The sequence below is a fragment of the Niveispirillum sp. KHB5.9 genome, from assembly GCF_048066115.1.
GTDB lineage: Bacteria > Pseudomonadota > Alphaproteobacteria > Azospirillales > Azospirillaceae > Niveispirillum.
In genome coordinates, this window is sequence record NZ_JBLTYX010000004.1 from 281650 (window position 1) to 298482 (window position 16833).

General features: G+C 64.7%; 18 protein-coding genes and 4 tRNA genes. 4 read left to right on the forward strand and 18 right to left on the reverse strand.

Features of this window, described 5'->3' with window-relative positions; translation table 11 throughout:
- Positions 1 to 18: 18 nt before the first annotated feature.
- From nuoF to purM, 17 genes are all read right to left on the reverse strand, one after another.
- A complete protein-coding gene (gene nuoF / locus ACM9HJ_RS10155; RefSeq protein ID WP_416571604.1) occupies positions 19 to 1317 on the reverse strand; it encodes an NADH-quinone oxidoreductase subunit NuoF in 1299 nt (432 codons plus the stop codon).
- 12 nt (positions 1318 to 1329) lie between these two features.
- A complete protein-coding gene (nuoE, locus tag ACM9HJ_RS10160) occupies positions 1330 to 1974 on the reverse strand; it encodes an NADH-quinone oxidoreductase subunit NuoE (protein WP_416571605.1) in 645 nt (214 codons plus the stop codon).
- Positions 1971 to 3125, reverse strand: a complete 1155-nt coding sequence (locus ACM9HJ_RS10165) for an NADH-quinone oxidoreductase subunit D (protein ID WP_416571715.1) — start codon at positions 3123 to 3125, stop codon at positions 1971 to 1973. Before ACM9HJ_RS10165 ends, nuoE begins: the two co-directional genes overlap by 4 nt.
- A 101-nt stretch (positions 3126 to 3226) precedes the next feature.
- Positions 3227 to 3871 (reverse strand): NADH-quinone oxidoreductase subunit C, encoded by a 645-nt coding sequence (locus ACM9HJ_RS10170; RefSeq protein WP_416571606.1) that lies wholly within the window; start codon positions 3869 to 3871, stop codon positions 3227 to 3229.
- A gap of 24 nt (positions 3872 to 3895) precedes the next feature.
- Positions 3896 to 4447: a NuoB/complex I 20 kDa subunit family protein gene (locus ACM9HJ_RS10175; protein WP_416571607.1), complete on the reverse strand. Its 552-nt coding sequence runs from the start codon at positions 4445 to 4447 to the stop codon at positions 3896 to 3898.
- 34 nt (positions 4448 to 4481) lie between these two features.
- On the reverse strand, positions 4482 to 4850 hold the full coding sequence (locus tag ACM9HJ_RS10180; protein ID WP_416571716.1) for an NADH-quinone oxidoreductase subunit A: 369 nt from the start codon (positions 4848 to 4850) through the stop codon (positions 4482 to 4484).
- 455 nt (positions 4851 to 5305) lie between these two features.
- Positions 5306 to 5382: transfer RNA gene (locus ACM9HJ_RS10185), tRNA-Asp, on the reverse strand.
- A 50-nt stretch (positions 5383 to 5432) separates the two neighbouring features.
- Positions 5433 to 5509 (reverse strand) — tRNA-Asp (locus ACM9HJ_RS10190).
- 45 nt (positions 5510 to 5554) lie between these two features.
- Positions 5555 to 5631, reverse strand: a tRNA-Asp gene (locus ACM9HJ_RS10195).
- Positions 5632 to 5853: 222 nt separating this feature from the next.
- Positions 5854 to 6078, reverse strand: a complete 225-nt coding sequence (locus ACM9HJ_RS10200) for a hypothetical protein (protein ID WP_416571608.1) — start codon at positions 6076 to 6078, stop codon at positions 5854 to 5856.
- Between the two features lie 116 nt (positions 6079 to 6194).
- Positions 6195 to 6269: transfer RNA gene (locus ACM9HJ_RS10205), tRNA-Val, on the reverse strand.
- A gap of 283 nt (positions 6270 to 6552) precedes the next feature.
- On the reverse strand, positions 6553 to 6825 hold the full coding sequence (locus tag ACM9HJ_RS10210) for an HU family DNA-binding protein (RefSeq protein WP_094456833.1): 273 nt from the start codon (positions 6823 to 6825) through the stop codon (positions 6553 to 6555).
- Between the two features lie 141 nt (positions 6826 to 6966).
- On the reverse strand, positions 6967 to 9375 hold the full coding sequence (lon, locus tag ACM9HJ_RS10215) for an endopeptidase La (RefSeq protein ID WP_416571609.1): 2409 nt from the start codon (positions 9373 to 9375) through the stop codon (positions 6967 to 6969).
- A 326-nt stretch (positions 9376 to 9701) separates the two neighbouring features.
- Positions 9702 to 9926, reverse strand: coding sequence for a hypothetical protein (locus tag ACM9HJ_RS10220; RefSeq protein WP_416571610.1), 225 nt, complete (start codon positions 9924 to 9926; stop codon positions 9702 to 9704).
- A gap of 91 nt (positions 9927 to 10017) precedes the next feature.
- Entirely contained in the window at positions 10018 to 10482 is a 465-nt protein-coding gene (locus ACM9HJ_RS10225) for a GNAT family N-acetyltransferase (protein ID WP_416571611.1), read from the reverse strand.
- 108 nt (positions 10483 to 10590) lie between these two features.
- Positions 10591 to 11235: a phosphoribosylglycinamide formyltransferase gene (purN, locus tag ACM9HJ_RS10230; protein WP_416571612.1), complete on the reverse strand. Its 645-nt coding sequence runs from the start codon at positions 11233 to 11235 to the stop codon at positions 10591 to 10593.
- Positions 11232 to 12290: a phosphoribosylformylglycinamidine cyclo-ligase gene (purM, locus tag ACM9HJ_RS10235; protein WP_416571613.1), complete on the reverse strand. Its 1059-nt coding sequence runs from the start codon at positions 12288 to 12290 to the stop codon at positions 11232 to 11234. The genes purN and purM overlap by 4 nt, the downstream gene beginning before the upstream one ends.
- Before the next feature lie 110 nt (positions 12291 to 12400).
- Here purM and ACM9HJ_RS10240 point away from each other — a divergent pair, with 110 nt between their 5' ends.
- The 4 genes from ACM9HJ_RS10240 (at position 12401) to ACM9HJ_RS10255 (ending at position 16234) form a co-directional block, all read left to right on the forward strand.
- Positions 12401 to 13522, forward strand: coding sequence for a DUF2066 domain-containing protein (locus ACM9HJ_RS10240; RefSeq protein WP_416571614.1), 1122 nt, complete (start codon positions 12401 to 12403; stop codon positions 13520 to 13522).
- Between the two features lie 206 nt (positions 13523 to 13728).
- Positions 13729 to 14352: a CDP-alcohol phosphatidyltransferase family protein gene (locus ACM9HJ_RS10245; RefSeq protein WP_416571615.1), complete on the forward strand. Its 624-nt coding sequence runs from the start codon at positions 13729 to 13731 to the stop codon at positions 14350 to 14352.
- Positions 14349 to 15515, forward strand: coding sequence for an AI-2E family transporter (locus tag ACM9HJ_RS10250; RefSeq protein ID WP_416571616.1), 1167 nt, complete (start codon positions 14349 to 14351; stop codon positions 15513 to 15515). Before ACM9HJ_RS10245 ends, ACM9HJ_RS10250 begins: the two co-directional genes overlap by 4 nt.
- Positions 15516 to 15544: 29 nt before the next feature.
- The gene (locus ACM9HJ_RS10255) at positions 15545 to 16234 is read left to right on the forward strand and encodes an HdaA/DnaA family protein (protein WP_416571617.1); all 690 of its coding nucleotides are present in this window, start codon (positions 15545 to 15547) and stop codon (positions 16232 to 16234) included.
- Here ACM9HJ_RS10255 and ACM9HJ_RS10260 read toward each other — a convergent pair.
- On the reverse strand, positions 16231 to 16770 hold the full coding sequence (locus tag ACM9HJ_RS10260) for a DinB family protein (RefSeq protein ID WP_416571618.1): 540 nt from the start codon (positions 16768 to 16770) through the stop codon (positions 16231 to 16233). The genes ACM9HJ_RS10255 and ACM9HJ_RS10260 overlap by 4 nt on opposite strands.
- Between the last annotated feature and the right edge of the window lie 63 nt (positions 16771 to 16833).

Consider the following 16833-nt stretch of genomic DNA (forward strand, 5'->3'; position numbering starts at 1 on the left):
ATCCTCTTAACCCCCGCCTTACTCTGCCGCCACGCGCGCGCCGCGTTCGGCGTGCGTGCGGTATTCCAGGATGCGACGCTCCACTTCCGGGCGGAAATGGCGCATCAGACCCTGGATCGGCCAGGCAGCCGCGTCGCCAAGGGCGCAGATGGTGTGGCCTTCGACCTGCTTGGTGACGTCCAGCAGCATGTCGATCTCCTCGACATGGGCGTGGCCCTTCACCAAGCGCTCCATGACGCGCCACATCCAGCCCGTGCCCTCGCGGCACGGCGTGCACTGGCCGCAGCTCTCATGCATGTAGAATTTCGACAGGCGCGCGATGGCCTTCACGATGTCCGTGGACTTGTCCATGACGATAACGGCCGCCGTACCCAGGCCCGACCGGACCTCGCGCAGGCTGTCGAAATCCATCAGCACCGTGTCGCAGATTTCCTTGGGCAGCAGCGGAACCGAGGAGCCGCCGGGGATGATGGCCAGCAGATTGTCCCAGCCGCCACGCACGCCGCCGCAATGCTTCTCGATGAGCTCCTTCAGGGGGATGCCCATCTCCTCTTCCACGGTCGCCGGCTGGTTCACATGGCCGGACACGCAGAACAGCTTGGTACCGCTGTTCTTCGGACGCCCCAGGTTCGCGAACCAGGAGGAACCGCGACGCAGAATGGTGGGAACCACCGCGATGGATTCGACGTTGTTCACCGTCGTCGGGCGGCTGTAAAGGCCGGCCATGGCGGGGAACGGGGGCTTGTTACGCGGCTGGCCCTTCTTGCCCTCGATGCTTTCGATCAGCGCCGTCTCTTCACCGCAGATATAGGCGCCCGCCCCCAGATGCAGGTAGACATCGTGATCATAGCCGGTGCCGCAGGCGTTCTTGCCGATCAGGCCCGAGGCATAGGCCTCGTCGATGGCGCGCTGGACATTGGCGGCCTCGTAATAGAACTCGCCACGGATATAGATGTAGGTGGCGGTGGCGCCGATGGCGAAACCGGCGATCAGGCAGCCTTCGATCAGTTTGTGCGGATCATGGCGCATGATTTCCCGGTCCTTGCAGGTACCGGGCTCACCCTCGTCGGCATTCACCACCAGATAGACGGGGCCGTTGCTGGTCTTGGGCATGAAGGACCACTTCATGCCGGTGGAGAAGCCGGCGCCGCCACGGCCGCGCAGGCCCGAATCCTTCACCAGCTCGATGATCTTCTCACGGCCCAGCTCCAGGATGTCCTTGGTGCCAGCCCAGTCGCCTCTTGCCTTGGCGCCTTCCAGGAAAGGGCTCTCGAAACCGTAGAGGTTGGTGAAGATGCGGTCTTCATCGCGAAGCATGGTTCACCCTCCTCAGGCCTGGCCGGCGGGCTTCACGCCCGCCTTGATGGCCGATTCCGTCAGCGACGTCGGGCCGCCCGAGGCACAGGCCCGGATACGGCCGTTCTGCGGGCCGGTCGCCGGCTTTTCCCCGCGCGCCAGCGCGTCCAGGACCTTCTCGGTCGTTTCCGCCGTCAGGTCCTCATAGAAGTCGTCGCCGATCTGCATCATGGGCGCGTTCACGCACGCACCCAGGCATTCGACCTCGATCACCGTGAACTGTCCGTCATCGGTGGTCTGGCCGGCCTTGATGCCCAGCTTCTTCTCGCAGGCATGCAGCACCTCGTCCGACCCGCGCAGCCAGCACGGGGTCGTCGTGCAGACTTGGACGAAGTGCTTACCGACCGGCTTCAGATTGTACATCGTGTAGAAGCTGGCCACTTCCAGCGCCCGGATCGGGGCCATGTCCAGATAGTGGGCCACATAATCGATGGCGACCTTGGGCAGCCAGCCGCCGCACTGGCGCTGGGCCAAGTCGAGCAGCGGCATCACCGCGCTCTGCTGGCGGCCTTCCGGGTACTTGGCGATGATGCGCTTGGACAGCTCGATATTCTCGGGCGTGAATTCGAAGCTGGTCGGCTCCGTCCCGGCGGGGCCATGGGAATGGGCGGCACTCATCGATCAATCTCTCCGAACACGATGTCCATGGAGCCGATGATCGCGACGGCGTCGGCGAGCATGTGGCCCTTGGACATGAAATCCATCGCCTGCAGGTGCGAGAAGCCCGTGGGGCGGATCTTGCAGCGGTACGGGCGGTTCGTCCCGTCGGACACCAGATAGACGCCCAGCTCACCCTTGGGCGATTCGGTCGCCGTATAGGTCTCGCCGGCGGGCACGTGGTAGCCTTCGGTGTACAGCTTGAAATGGTGGATCAGCGCTTCCATCGAACGCTTCATCTCGCCCCGGCTCGGCGGGGTGACCTTGCGGTCATTCACCTTCACCGGACCCGGCGTCTTGGACAGCTTGTCCAGCGCCTGACGGACGATGTGCATCGACTGCTTCATCTCTTCCATGCGGACCAGATAACGGGCGTAGCAATCGCCCGTCAGGCCCACCGGAATGTCGAAGTCGAATTCCTCGTAGCTGTCATAGGGCTGCGACTTGCGCAGGTCCCAGGCCACGTTGGAGCCGCGCAACATCGGGCCGGTGAAGCCCCAGGCCAGCGCATCGGCGGCCGATACGACACCGATATCGACGGTGCGCTGCTTGAACACGCGGTTCTCGGTCAGCAGCCCCTCCAGGTCCGCGATGAACTTGGGGAACGTGTCGAAATAGGCGCCGATATCGTCGGCCAGACCGGCCGGCAGATCCAGGTTCACACCGCCGGGACGGAAATAATTGGCGTGCAGGCGGGCACCCGACACACGCTCATAGAACTCCATCAGCTTCTCACGCTCCTCGAAGCCCCAGAGGGCGGGCGTGATGGCGCCGACGTCCAGCGCGAAGGTGGTGAGATTCAGCAGATGGTTCAGGATGCGGGTGATTTCCGCGAACAGCACGCGGATATATTGGCCGCGCTTGGGCGGGGTGATGCCCAGCAGCTTCTCCACCGCCAGCACCCAGCTATGCTCCATCGACATCGGGGACACATAGTCCAGCCGGTCGAAATAGGGCGTTGCCTGGGTATAGGTCTTGTACTCGATCAGCTTTTCGGTGCCGCGATGCAGCAGGCCGATATGCGGATCGGCCCGCTCCACGATCTCGCCATCCATCTCCATCACCAGACGCAGCACGCCGTGCGCGGCCGGATGCTGGGGACCGAAATTCATGGTCAAGGGCTTGATCTGCACTTCGCCCTGGCTGGCGCCGGTCGACAGGGACAGCCCGGTTTCGGTCGCGACGTTGGTCGTAGCCATGCTTGCCGGCTCCCTTAACGCTTGTCCGCGATGGCGGGACGGGCCGCCAGCGGAATGACGGCCTTCTCATCGCCCGGCAGCTGGACGTCCGTCATGCCCTCCCAGGGCGACAGGAAGTCGAAGCTGCGGAAATCCTGCGTCAGCTTCACCGGCTCATAGACCACGCGGCGCTGCTCATTGTCGTAGCGCAGCTCGACGAAGCCGGTCAGCGGGAAGTCCTTGCGCAGCGGATGGCCTTCGAAACCATAGTCGGTGAGGATGCGGCGCAGGTCGGGATTGTCGGCGAAGAAGATGCCGTACAAATCCCAGGCCTCGCGCTCGAACCAGCCGGCGACCGGGTAGAGGGAGACGATGGAAGCGACGGGCGTATCCTCGTCGGTGGCGACCTTTACGCGGACGCGGTGGTTATGCTTCACCGACAACAGATTGTAGACCACCTCGAACCGCTCGGCGCGGTCGGGATAATCCACGCCGGCAATGTCGGCCAGCAGCTCGCAATGGGTGGTCGAATCGTCGCGCAGGAACTGGATGCCCTTGAACAGCGCCTCGCGCGTCAGGGTCAGGGCCAGCTCGCCATGGGCGATCTCGGTCTTCACGATGGCCGCACCCAGTGCGCCGCCGATATAGTCACCGAGTTCCTTCAGAGCCTCGTCGCTCATCTCAAGCGTCCTCGTTCCAGCAGATCAGGCGCGGATCAGGCGGTTACCGCCCTTGATCTTCTTCTGCAATTGCAGAATGCCGTAAACCAGCGCCTCCGCCGTGGGCGGACAACCCGGCACATAGATATCGACGGGCACGATGCGATCGCAGCCGCGCACCACCGAATAGGAATAGTGATAATAGCCGCCGCCATTGGCGCAGCTGCCCATGGAGATCACCCAGCGCGGCTCCGCCATCTGGTCGTAGACCTTGCGCAGCGCCGGAGCCATCTTGTTGCACAGCGTGCCGGCCACGATCATCACGTCGGACTGGCGCGGGCTGGGACGCGGGATCACGCCGAACCGGTCCAGGTCGTAACGCGCCATGTAGGCGTGGATCATTTCCACCGCACAGCAGGCCAGACCGAAGGTCATCGGCCACAGCGAACCGGTGCGAGCCCAGTTCAGCAGGTCGTCATATTTGGCGACCAGGAAGCCCTTGTCGTTCAGTTCGGTGGTGACGGCGTTCAGATACGCCTCCTGCGCCGGACCCGGCGGCAGAGGGCTGGTGTTGGTGGTGATGAGATTGCTGCTCATGGCTTTATCGCTCCCAGGCTGACCGGATCAGGGATCACTCCCACTCCAGCGCGCCCTTCTTCCATTCATAGATGAAGCCGATGGTCAGGATGCCCAGGAACACCATCATCGACCAGAAACCGAACATGCCGATATCACCCAGGGCGACCGCCCAGGGAAACAGGAAGGCCACTTCCAGGTCGAAGATGATGAACAGGATGGAGACCAGGTAGAAGCGGACGTCGAACTTGCTGCGCGCATCCTCGAACGCTTCGAAGCCGCACTCATAGGCGGACAGCTTCTCGGCATCGGGCTTCTGCTTGCCGACCACCATGGAGGCGGCGATCATCGCGCCGGCCACGACCGTGGCGATGGCGAGGAAGACCAGGATCGGCAGATACTGCAACAGCAGCGGGTTGGACATCGGATCGGACATCGTCACACCGGTTCAGCCCGGCGTTGCGTCACGGCAATGCGTCGGGCCGAACAATCGGGCCGATGATCGTCATGTCACAACCGCGGGCGGTTCATGGACCAGGAAGGCCGCCCGGGGTACCCCGGAGCCCACGGGAATATAGGCCCCGTCCGCGCCGGAAGGAAAGCGAATTACGTCATTTTCGGGGTTGAGAAACGTTCGCAACTAGGTGGAATTGCTGGGCTTCCAGCGTTTTGGTGCGGCGCGGCAAGGCAGTGTTGCGTTGCATGGATTACATAACGGCGCCAGGCGCGCGGCCGATTTGGATGGCCGCAAAACAGTTGAAAATCAGCATATCCACGTATGGGAAATGCAATTTCAAAATACGAATTTTTTATGGGGTTTTTTAAAGTTCCACAACCCTGATCGGGTCAAGGCGATTTGTCGCACTTGGCAAGGGAAAGTGGCGCGAGTGACGGGACTTGAACCCGCGGCCTCCGGCGTGACAGGCCGGCGCTCTAACCAACTGAGCTACACCCGCGCAGGGTGGAAGAAGTTAGCGTCCTCTCCCGGACGGGCCACCACAAGGGATGGCGCGAGTGACGGGACTTGAACCCGCGGCCTCCGGCGTGACAGGCCGGCGCTCTAACCAACTGAGCTACACCCGCACAGCGACGGATCGATTGTCAGGTCGATCCTGAACCTCTGGAAAGTGGCGCGAGTGACGGGACTTGAACCCGCGGCCTCCGGCGTGACAGGCCGGCGCTCTAACCAACTGAGCTACACCCGCAAACTTTTCCAACAGCGCCGCGACCGTTTCCAGCCCCGCCGCCGCTGAGGTGGGCGGGTGTATATTCGACCCCGGCACCCTTGTCAAACATGAAATCGCCGTCTGGCACGGGTTATAATGACCGCCTATGTAGGTCAGGTCGGGCCGCAGGGAGCCCTGACAAGCGGCGGCGCAAAGAAGCGTCAGGGCTCGCCTGCGGCTCGACCTGACCTACGGGAGAGATCAGCCGCCCTTCGCATGGCGCAGGGCCAGGAGCCGGTCCAGAGCGTCGTCCAGCGCTGCCGGCGGGTCGCGCTTCTCCACCGCGTCGGGGCCGCCATAGCGGCTCAGCGCCAGTTCCAGCGCCCGCCAGAGCTGTTCGGCGATTTCCAATTCCTGTTGGTCGATGGCCAGCTCCAGCGCGGCCAGAATACGGTCGCCCAGGCGACGATCAGCGGAATCGGTCACGAAGCGCCTTCCCCCCATCCAGCGGCCGCCAGGAACGGCCTGGACGCGATCATACCCTTTCCCCCCGCCCTGCGACAGGTGGATCATCCGATATGGGTATGAAGATTGGAGAGGGATGGTGGGCGGTGAGGGGATCGAACCCCCGACCTGCGGTGTGTAAAACCGATGCTCTACCGCTGAGCTAACCGCCCACGCCATCCGTGGCCGGGACAATAGCGGCGCGAACGGTGGGGTCAACAGGGAAGTTGGGCGTCCGCGCACTGGAGTGGTTTTCCTCGTACCTGGAAAACCACTTCGGCGGCGACTGCCGCCGCGGCGCACATGCGCCGTGAAGCCAAGCCGCGGATGCGGCGCCGGCGCTTGAGGAAAACGAAAGCGCACCAGAAACAGAAAAACGGGCGTGCCTTGCGGCAGCCCGTTTCATCCGCTGTCAGTCAGCCCGGCCTAACGCCGGGCTTCCCAACCGGTCGTCGCTCAGTTCAGCGCGTCCTTCAGGCCCTTGCCGGGCTTGAACTTCGGCTGCTTGCTGGCAGCGATGGAGATCTTCTCACCGGTACGGGGGTTACGACCCTCGGAAGCGGCGCGCTCGGCCACCGCGAAGGTGCCGAAACCGACCAGCCGCACTTCGTCGCCCTTCTGCAGCGCGCCGGTGATCCCATCGAAGACCGCATCCACGGCCTTATTCGCGTCCGCCTTGGACAAACCAGCCGCTTCGGCGACCACGGCAACGAGATCGTTCTTGTTCACTTAAGGCCCCCCTCATCAAGAGAGTAACGGTTGCACCTGCCCGAAAAATATTCCCAGGCATTCAGGATAGGTTCCGCCGCCAACACAAGGATTTGTGCGGGTGGCGGCGGGAACCCAATTCACACGATTTCCCGACGCACTTCAATGCCGAATCACGCCGTCACGGTCCTCATCCCCAGCTTTTCCGGGCACCTGGGCCACTTCTTCGGGCTCGGACCACTCAATTCCGACCGGAGCGGTGACCAGGGCATGGGCAATAACCTCATCTACGGTTGAAACCGGGGTGATGGTCAGGCCCTTTTTGACGTTATCCGGGATTTCGGCCAGATCCTTCTCATTATCCTTGGGAATCAGCACGCGCTTGATTCCCGCCCTCAGAGCCGCCAGCAGCTTCTCCTTCAGGCCGCCAATGGGCAGGACCTTGCCGCGCAGGGTGATCTCACCGGTCATCGCGATGTCCTTGGCGACGGCGATTCCCGTCAGGACGGACACGATGGTGGTGATCATGGCCACGCCGGCCGACGGGCCATCCTTCGGGGTGGCCCCCTCCGGCACATGGACATGGATGTCGCGCTTTTCGAACAGGGTCGGCTTGATGCCGAACTTCAGCGCATTGGCCTTCACATAGGATTCGGCCGCCTGCACCGATTCCTTCATCACGTCGCCCAGCTTGCCGGTGGTCTGGATGCGGCCCTTGCCGCGCAGCATCACCGCCTCGATGGTCAGGATCTCCCCACCCACCTCGGTCCAGGCCAGACCGGTGGTCGCACCGACCTGATCCTCCAACTCGGCCTCGCCGAATCGGAAGCGCTTCACGCCGGCGAACTTTTCCAGGTTCTTGGGCGTGACCTTCACCTTGTCGAGACCCTTCATGAGAATCTCTTTGATGGCCTTGCGCGCCAGATTGGCCAGTTCGCGTTCCAGCGAACGCACACCGGCTTCCCGCGTGTAATAGCGGATCAGGTCGCGCAGGGCGTCGTCGGTGATGGTGAACTCACCCGGCTTCAGCCCATGGTCGGTCACCTGCTTGGCGATCAGGTGGCGCTTGGCGATCTCCACCTTTTCATCCTCGGTGTAGCCGGCCAGGCGGATGATCTCCATGCGGTCCAAGAGCGGCTGCGGCATGCGCAGCGAATTGGCCGTGCAGACGAACATCACGTCGGACAGGTCGTAATCGACCTCCAGGTAATGGTCGCTGAACGTCGAATTCTGCTCCGGGTCCAGCACCTCCAGCAGGGCCGAGGACGGGTCGCCGCGCCAGTCGGCGCCCAGCTTGTCGATCTCGTCCAGCAGGAACAGCGGATTGGAGGTCTTGGCCTTCTTCATGCCCTGGATGACCTTGCCGGGCATGGAGCCGATATAGGTGCGGCGGTGACCGCGCACTTCGGCTTCATCCCGCACGCCGCCCAGCGACATGCGCACGAAATTGCGGCCGGTGGCCTTGGCGATCGACTTGCCCAGCGAGGTCTTGCCGACACCCGGCGGGCCGACCAGGCACAGGATCGGGCCCTTCACCTTGTCCATGCGCTGCTGCACGGCCAGATACTCAAGGATACGCTCCTTGACCTTCTCCAGACCGTGATGGTCGGCGTTCAGGATGGTTTCCGCACCCTTGATGTCCTTCTTGACCTTGCTGCGCTTCTTCCAGGGGATGGACAGCATCCAGTCCAGATAGTTGCGCACGACGGTCGCCTCGGCGCTCATCGGGCTCATGGTACGCAGCTTCTTGACCTCGGCCAGGGCCTTTTCGCGGGCTTCCTTGCTGAACTTGGTCTTGGCGATCTTCTCCTCGATCTCCGCGACCTCGTCCTTGCCGTCCTCGCCCTCGCCCAGCTCCTTCTGAATGGCCTTCATCTGCTCATTCAGATAGTACTCGCGTTGCGTCTTCTCCATCTGGCGCTTCACGCGGTTGCGGATGCGCTTTTCCACCTGCAAAACGCCGATCTCGCCTTCCATGAAGGCATAGACCCGCTCCAGCCGCTCGGCGACCGTCGGGGTCTCCAGCAACTGCTGCTTCTCGGGGATCTTCAGCTGGAGATGGCTGGCGATGGTGTCGGCCAGCTTGCCCGGCTCCTCGATCTGGTTGATGGAAACCAGGACCTCGGGCGGGATCTTTTTGTTCAGCTTGATATATTGCTCGAACTGCGACACGGCGGCGCGGGACAGCGCCTCCAGTTCCTGCTGCTCGCCGACCTTCTCGTCGATCAGCTCGGCATAGGCCTGGAAGAATTCCTCATTGTCGCCGAACTTGGTGATGGCGGCGCGCTTGCCGCCCTCCACCAGCACCTTCACCGTACCGTCGGGCAGCTTCAGGAGCTGGAGAACGGTGCCGATGGTGCCGACGGAGAAGATGTCGGCCGGGGTCGGATCATCCTGGGAAGCGTTCTTCTGGGTGACCAGCAGGATCTGCTTGTCATCCTTCATCACATCTTCCAGCGCGCGGACCGATTTCTCACGGCCCACGAACAGCGGGACGATCATGTGCGGGAAGACGACGATGTCTCTCAGCGGGAGAACCGGGTAGAGAACACCGCGGGGGATGTCCAACATCTTGGGTCAACCTTCTATATCCATGCCGCCAGCCCCACTGGGCCTGGACAGGCCGCCCGCCCCAATTGGGCACGGAAGAAACGGCCCTGACGGCGTCAGGCGTTAACGTGGCACACCAAAACACCCCCTTCAAGGGCTTGAACCCGTCCAAAGGCGTACTACGGTCTTGTCACAGACGAAAAAAGGGCCGCCCGGCGATGCCGGCGGCCCTTTTCCACATCAAACACGCTGTGTTTCAAGGCCGCCGAGCGGCGGCCCGGCACCCCATGGTGCCGTGAGTCAAGCCGCCGGAGGCGGCGCCCGGCGCCTGAGGGAACAGCGTACCGTCAGACCTTGCCCAGCAGAGCGGCAATGGCCAGCACGACATAGCTCAGCACCATGAACAGCATGGCGTAACCCCAGCCGATGAAGAAATGCAGCATCATCATCAGCAGGAACAGGACGACGGCGATGACGCCGATCGTGGTGAAGCGGGTGAACGCGTGCCAGCCCTCGGCATGCTCCTTCACCAGCTTGTCGCTGACCACTGCGGGACCGTGATTGCCGGCCATGTTCTGCTCCCCGGGACGAAAATGGAATTCTGCGCGATTGTGTAAGGGTTGGTGGGGCGGTTGACAAGGGGCTCTAGAACAGTTGGGGGTGCTACCGAATGTCCTTCACCAGCCGCAGCGTCTCCTCCCCATATCCCTGTCGCTCATAGAAGGCGCGACCGCGGCTGTTGCTGGCGAAGACATCCAGCGACAGGGAGGCATATCCCTGCCGTCTGGCCCAATCCTCCACCGCCGCCATTAGCACCTTGGCCGCCCCATGCCCTTCCGCCGCCTCGGCCACGGCCAGCAGCGGTATATAGGCGGCCAGATTGTCGGTGAAGATGTCCAGCATCGGCTCGGCATGGACGAAGCCCAGCTTCGTTCCGGCCTCATCCTCCGCCACCAGGGTCACCGCCCCCGGCTTGGGCGCCTCCAGCGTCTCATGCATGAAACTGCGCTGAAACCGCATCACCTCATCCGCACTGCGCCAGGGCAGGTCGGCCACGCCGGCCAGACGCGGGGCGAGGCTGTGGATGAAGGGGAGGTCGGCGGAAGTGGCGGGGCGGATATGGGGCATGGCTGTTCCGTAGGTCAGGTCGAGCCAACGGCGAGCCCTGACGGCATTGCTGGAAATCCGTTTCTGTCAGGGCTCGGCTCACGCCTCGACCTGACCTTGTCTACGATGTTAAGCCAACGGCCCGATCACCGCATCCGCCAACCCAGCGCCCCGCACCGCCACGCGGTTGCCCTCCACCGTCACCCGCCCCTCCGCTATCAGCCGCACGGCCAGTGGATAGGCCCGGTGCTCCTGCTCCAGCACGCGGGCGGCCAGACAGTCCGGCGTGTCATCATCGGCCACGGGCACGGCGGCCTGCACGATGATGGGTCCCGTATCCATCTCCACCCGCACATAATGCACCGTGCAGCCATGGAAGCGCACACCGGCCTCAATGGCGCGGGCATGGGTTTCCAGGCCGGGAAAAGCGGGCAGCAGCGAGGGGTGGATATTGATTAGCCTGTCGTACCAGCAATCCACGAAGAAGGGCGACAGCAGGCGCATATAGCCGGCCAGACAGACCAGCCCGACACCGGCCTCCGCCAGGGCCGCCGTCACTGCGGCCTCATGCGCCGGCTTGTCCGCATAATCCTTGGGCCGGATCACCTCCGTGGCGATACCGGCGGCGCGCGCCCGTTCCATGCCGGGCGCGTCGGGCTTGTTGGAGATGACGATCGCCACCTCCGCCGGAAAATCCGGGTCCCTGGCGGCGTCGATCAGGGCCTGGAGGTTGCTGCCCCGGCCGGAGATCAGGACGCCCAGGCGCAGCCTCACGACCAGCGCCCCAGGCCCGAGATCACCACGCGGTGGCCATCGCCGGTGCGCGGCACGACGGTGCCGATGCGCTTCACATTCTCACCACCGGTGGTCAGGATGCGGGCGGCCTCGTCGGCCTTGTCCGCCGGGACCACGACGACCATGCCGATACCGCAATTGAAGGTGCGGGCCATTTCCGCCGCCTCGACATTGCCGGTCTTCATCAGCCAGTTGAACACCGGCGGCAGGTCCCAGCTGGCGGCGTCCAGGTCCACGCCCAGACCATCGGGCAGGACGCGCGGAATATTCTCGATCAACCCGCCGCCCGTGATATGAGCCAGCGCATTGACGGTGCCGGCGCGCACGGCGGCCAGGACCGACTTCACATAGATGCGGGTCGGCGTCAGCAGCGCGTCGCCCAGGCTGCGCGACCCATCCCAGGGGCAGGCGCTGTCATAGGTCAGGCCCGACACGCCCACCAGCTTGCGCACCAGCGAATAGCCGTTGGAATGCACGCCCGACGAGGCCAGGCCCAGCACCACGTCGCCGGCCGCGACCTTGTCGCCGACCAGCACCTGGGAACGTTCGACCGCACCGACGGAGAAGCCGGCCAGATCGTAGTCGCCATGGGCATACATGCCCGGCATCTCCGCCGTCTCACCGCCCACCAAGGCGCAACCGGCCTGGCGGCAGCCCTCGGCAATACCGGCGACGATGGCGCGGCCGGCGGTGACGTCCAGCTTGCCCGTGGCATAATAATCCAGGAACAGCAGCGGTTCCGCCCCCTGCACCACCAGATCGTTCACGCACATGGCGACCAGATCGATGCCGACCGTGTCATGCTTGTTGGCATCGATGGCGACCTTCAGCTTGGTGCCCACGCCGTCGGTGGTGGAAACCAGCAGCGGATCGTGGAAGCCGGCGGCCCGCAGGTCGAACAGCGCGCCGAAACCGCCCAGCCCGGCATCGGAGCCGGAACGGGCCGTGGACTTGGCCAAAGGCTTGATCGCATCGACCAGCGCGTTGCCCGCGTCGATATCGACACCCGCATCCCGATAGGAATAGCTGCTCATGCCCTGGTCCTCGCTGCTGGCGTAAGGGAGCCGGGGTGCGGTAGAAAGCGTTATACGGTCGCCGCCCCCCGGATTTGGCGCCGAACATAGCAACATCGGAACTCAAGGCAATGCCGGTCATCCGCACCCCCGCCCTGCGCAAAAGCCTGTCCGCCGCCCTGGTCGCGGTGGCACTCGCCCTGCCCGCTGCCGGCCAGGGGGCGGACGACCTGTTCACCATCCGTGACGTGCGCGTCGACATCTCGTCCGGCAATGCCAATGTCGCCCGCGACCAGGGCGTGCGCGAGGCACAGCGCAAGGCGTTCGACCTGCTGTTCGACCGGCTGACCGTCGACGGCGCCCGCACCGCCCTGCCGCCCGTGGCGTCCGACAGTATCGAGCGCATGGTGCAGAGCTTCGAGATCCAGGAGGAGCGGACATCGGCTACCCGCTATGTCGGTCGGCTGGCCATCCGCTTCAACGCCGCGTCGGTGCGCAATTACCTGCGCGCCAACGGCGTCTCCTATGCCGAGGTGCGGTCCAAGCCGGTGCTGACCCTGCCCGTGGACCAGGGCGGCGGGACGCCCGTGCTGTGGCAGGCGGAGACGGGCTGGCGCCAGGCCTGGGCCGATCTGGCCCCGCAGCAGGGCGGGCTGGTGCCCGTCACCGTACCCTATGGCGAGGCGGCGGACGTGGCCGATATCGGCGTGGAACAGGCGCTGGCCGGTGATGCAGGGGCGCTGCGCCGCATTGCCGACCGGTACAAGGCCGGTGATGTCGCCGTGGTGGTGGCCACCGGCACAGCGGAAACCGGCCTGACCGTCAATGTCAGCCTGCATCCCGTCCATGGCGGGGCAGAACATTTCACCCTGACCCAGTCGCCGCTGCCCGCCGATCCGGCCGCCGTGCCCGGCGCCGTGCAGGCCAACCCCACCCTGCGCGCCGCGGTGGAGGCGGTGACCCACCGGTTCGAGGAACGCTGGACCGCCGCCACCCAGATCGCGGCGGGGTCGGAGGCCGGCATGGTCCTGACCGTCAGCTTCGCCGATCAGGCCGGCTGGCAGTCGGTGCGCAAGCGCCTGGCCAGCGTCAGCACCGTCACCCAGGCCAAGGTGACCAGCCTGTCACGCACCAGCGCCGTGCTGGACCTGCGCCATGTCGGCGGGGTGGAACAGTTGCGCACCGCCCTGGCGCAGCGCGATCTGGTGCTGGAGGATGGGGCGGAAGGGCCGGTACTGCGCGCGATGCGGTAGTAGAGGAACCGTGGGTCAGGTCGAGGGGCAGAGCTCTGAGCCCTGACAAGCGACGGTGCCAATGAATGTCAGGGCTCGCCTTTGGCTCGACCTGACCTACGGCGAAAGCCTGACCGGTACCCCATACCTCTACCAGCCCATTGTTATCCATCCGGAATCCCCCAATACTGCCGCACATATGTGCCCATAGGCGGAGCAGACGCCCCATGACCGCGCCCTTGTCCGACACCACGGCCACCGATCCCACCATGGAACGGCTGCGCCGCATGACCATGGGCATCACCGCCGCCCGGCTGGTGGCGGCCCTGCTGATCGCCTGGCTGATCTATGGCGGCCACATGACCATCGCCTTCTGGCTGTTCGTGCTGGCGGGCGTGGGCGCCCTGCTGGAGGGGCTGGCGGCGCTGGTCTTCAAGACGCGGACGAAGCTGGGCGGCGCGCTGGATGGGCTGGCCGACCGGCTGCTGCCGATTTTGGCACTGGCAGCCCTGACCTATAATAACCTGGTGCCGCTCTGGGTGCTGATCCCTGTGCTGCTGCGCGAACTGGTACTGGGCCTGGGGCAGTATCTGCCGCAATCGGCCGGCAACGATCCCTGGATTCGCGAACCACGCTGGCTGTTCCATCTGAACATCATCGCCATGGACCTGCTGGCCCTGATCATCCTGGTCTTCCAGGGGCCGGGATTCGGCATGGACCTGTTCATCATGCCGGCCGAACTGCTGGTCGTGATCCTGGCGCTGGGTGCCCTGGTGGGGGCATATCTCAACCGGCCCAAGCCGGAAGAGGAATTCCTGACCGACAGAGACGGCCCGGGGAAAGACGCATGATGCGCGCCAGCAGCCAGTGGAAATTCTGGGTCTGGGGCCTGGTCATCTTCGTTCTTCTGTTCTGGCTGCTGCGGTCGATGCTCGCACCCTTCGTGGTCGGCATGGCCGTGGCCTATCTGCTGGACCCCGTGGCCGACAAGCTGGAGGCGCGCGGCTGGAAGCGGTGGAGCGCCACGACATTGGTGCTGCTGGGCTTCCTGCTGGCCGTCGTGCTGGCGCTGCTGCTGCTGGCACCGCTGCTGCAGGCCCAGATCACCCGGTTGATCGAAGTGGCGCCGGAATGGATCACCTGGGCCAAGCAGGAGGTGGTACCCACCGTGCAGCGCTGGCTGCGCCGCCTGCCCGCGTCGGAGCAGCAGCAGATCCGGGCGGCGGCCGGCAATTATGCCGGCACGGCCGTGGGCTGGACGGCGGATGTGGTGCGCAACATCCTGACCAGCAGCGTGGCCATCATCGACATCCTCTCGGTCGTGTTCATCACTCCCATCGTCGCCTTCTATCTGCTGCGCGACTGGGACCGGCTGGTGGCGACGGTGGATGGCTGGCTGCCGCGCCCGCATGTCGATACGATCCGCGAACAGGCCCGCGAGGTGGACACCACGCTGGCCGGATTCGTGCGTGGGCAGGCGCTGGTCTGCCTGTTCCTGGGCGTATTCTATGCCCTGGGCCTGACCATCGCCGGGCTGGAATTCGGGCTGGTCATCGGCCTGATCACCGGCATCCTGTCCTTCATCCCCTTCGTCGGCTCCCTGGTCGGATTCTCGGCCAGCGTCGGGCTGGCCCTGTTCCAGTTCGATGAGATGTGGCGCGTGGGCGTCATCATGGGCATCTTCTTCCTGGGTCAGGCGATCGAGGGCAATTTCCTGACGCCCAAGCTGGTGGGCGACCGGGTGGGGCTGCATCCCGTCTGGGTGATATTCGCCCTGATGGCCGGCGGAGCGCTGGCCGGATTCGTCGGCGTGCTGGTGGCCGTGCCGGTGGCATCCATCATCGGGGTGCTGACACGCTTCTGCCTGCGGCAATATACGCAGAGCAGCTTCTACAATGGCTGCCCGCCGGTGGTGGCGACGGACCTCGACTTGCCCCCCGACCCGCTGCTATCCCATCCGGCAGCGGAGGGAGCCGAACGCGCCGGCCCCGCCGACACCAACCCCGCCCCGTAACATTCCAGCCCATGAAAGGAGGGCACGCCATGATCGTTCCCTCCCGCCAGATACCGCTGGACCTGGGCCATCGTTCGGCCATGGGCGAGGATGATTTCCTGGTAGCACCCGGCAACCAGGATGCCGTTGCCTGGCTGGACGCCTGGCCGGAATGGCCGGCCCCGGCCCTGCTGCTGTTCGGCCCGCCCGGTTCCGGCAAAAGTCATCTGGCCCAGATCTGGCGCGCCCGGGCGCGGGGCAACCTGCTGTCGGTGGACGATCTGCGGGACGAGGCGGAATTGCCCGAACTGCTGCGCCCCATGCGCACCGCCGTGCTGGATGGGGCCCAGGATGTGGCCGGCGATCCGGCGCTGGAGCGGGCCTTGTTCCATCTCTACAATCTGGCCAAGGAGATGGGGGGCTATCTGCTGCTGCTGGCCGACAATGCACCCGTCAACTGGGTCATTCGCCTGCCCGACCTGCGCTCCCGCCTGCTGGCCGCCCCGGCCGTGGGCATGGAGGCCCCCGACGATGCGCTGCTGATGGCCGTGCTGGTCAAGCTGTTCGCCGACCGGCAGATAAGGGTAGGGGAGGATGTCATCGACTGGTTGATGACCCGCACCGAACGCAGTTTCGCCAATGCCCGCCACGTGGTGGCAGAGTTGGACCATGCGGCATTGGCCGCCAAGAAGCCGATCACCGTGCGCTTCTGCCGGCAAGTGCTAGGGGATCAGGTCTAAACCGGCACCTTGCTGGCGCCCACCTCCAGCGACCCGTCAAAGAATCCCGGCAGCACCGGCAGGTCGGTGACACCGGGATCGACGCCCAACTGCATCATCAAGGTCGTCGCCTGCCCGCGATGATGGGTGCCATGGTTGAACATATGGGTCACCGGTACCCAGGCCGGCAGGGTCCAGCGGTGCGGGTTGAACTTGGTGACATAGGTGATGGGGGCGGCCAGCCATTCCGGTGTCAGCGTCTCCGCCCACTGCGCAATGTCCGCATCGGCCGCCGCCCGATCGGCCACCAGTTCGTCCCAATCGGGGCGCAGCAGCCCCTCGGCCTTGGGCACTGGCAGGGCGGTGCCCCGGAACCGGCCCATCCAGATCATGTCGGCCCACAGGATATGGTCCAGCGTGCCGTGCAGCGACTTGAAGAAAGCCCCCATGTCGCGGCTGCGGTCGGCCGCCGGAATGGCGGTACACGCCGCCATCATGCGGCTGTTCATCCACTGGCTGTAGGCGGCCATGGTGCGCACATAGTCGACGGTGATCATGCGTTCACATCCCCAATGCGCCGGACGGGTTGACTATCCCGCCCGGCATCTCAATTCTGGCGC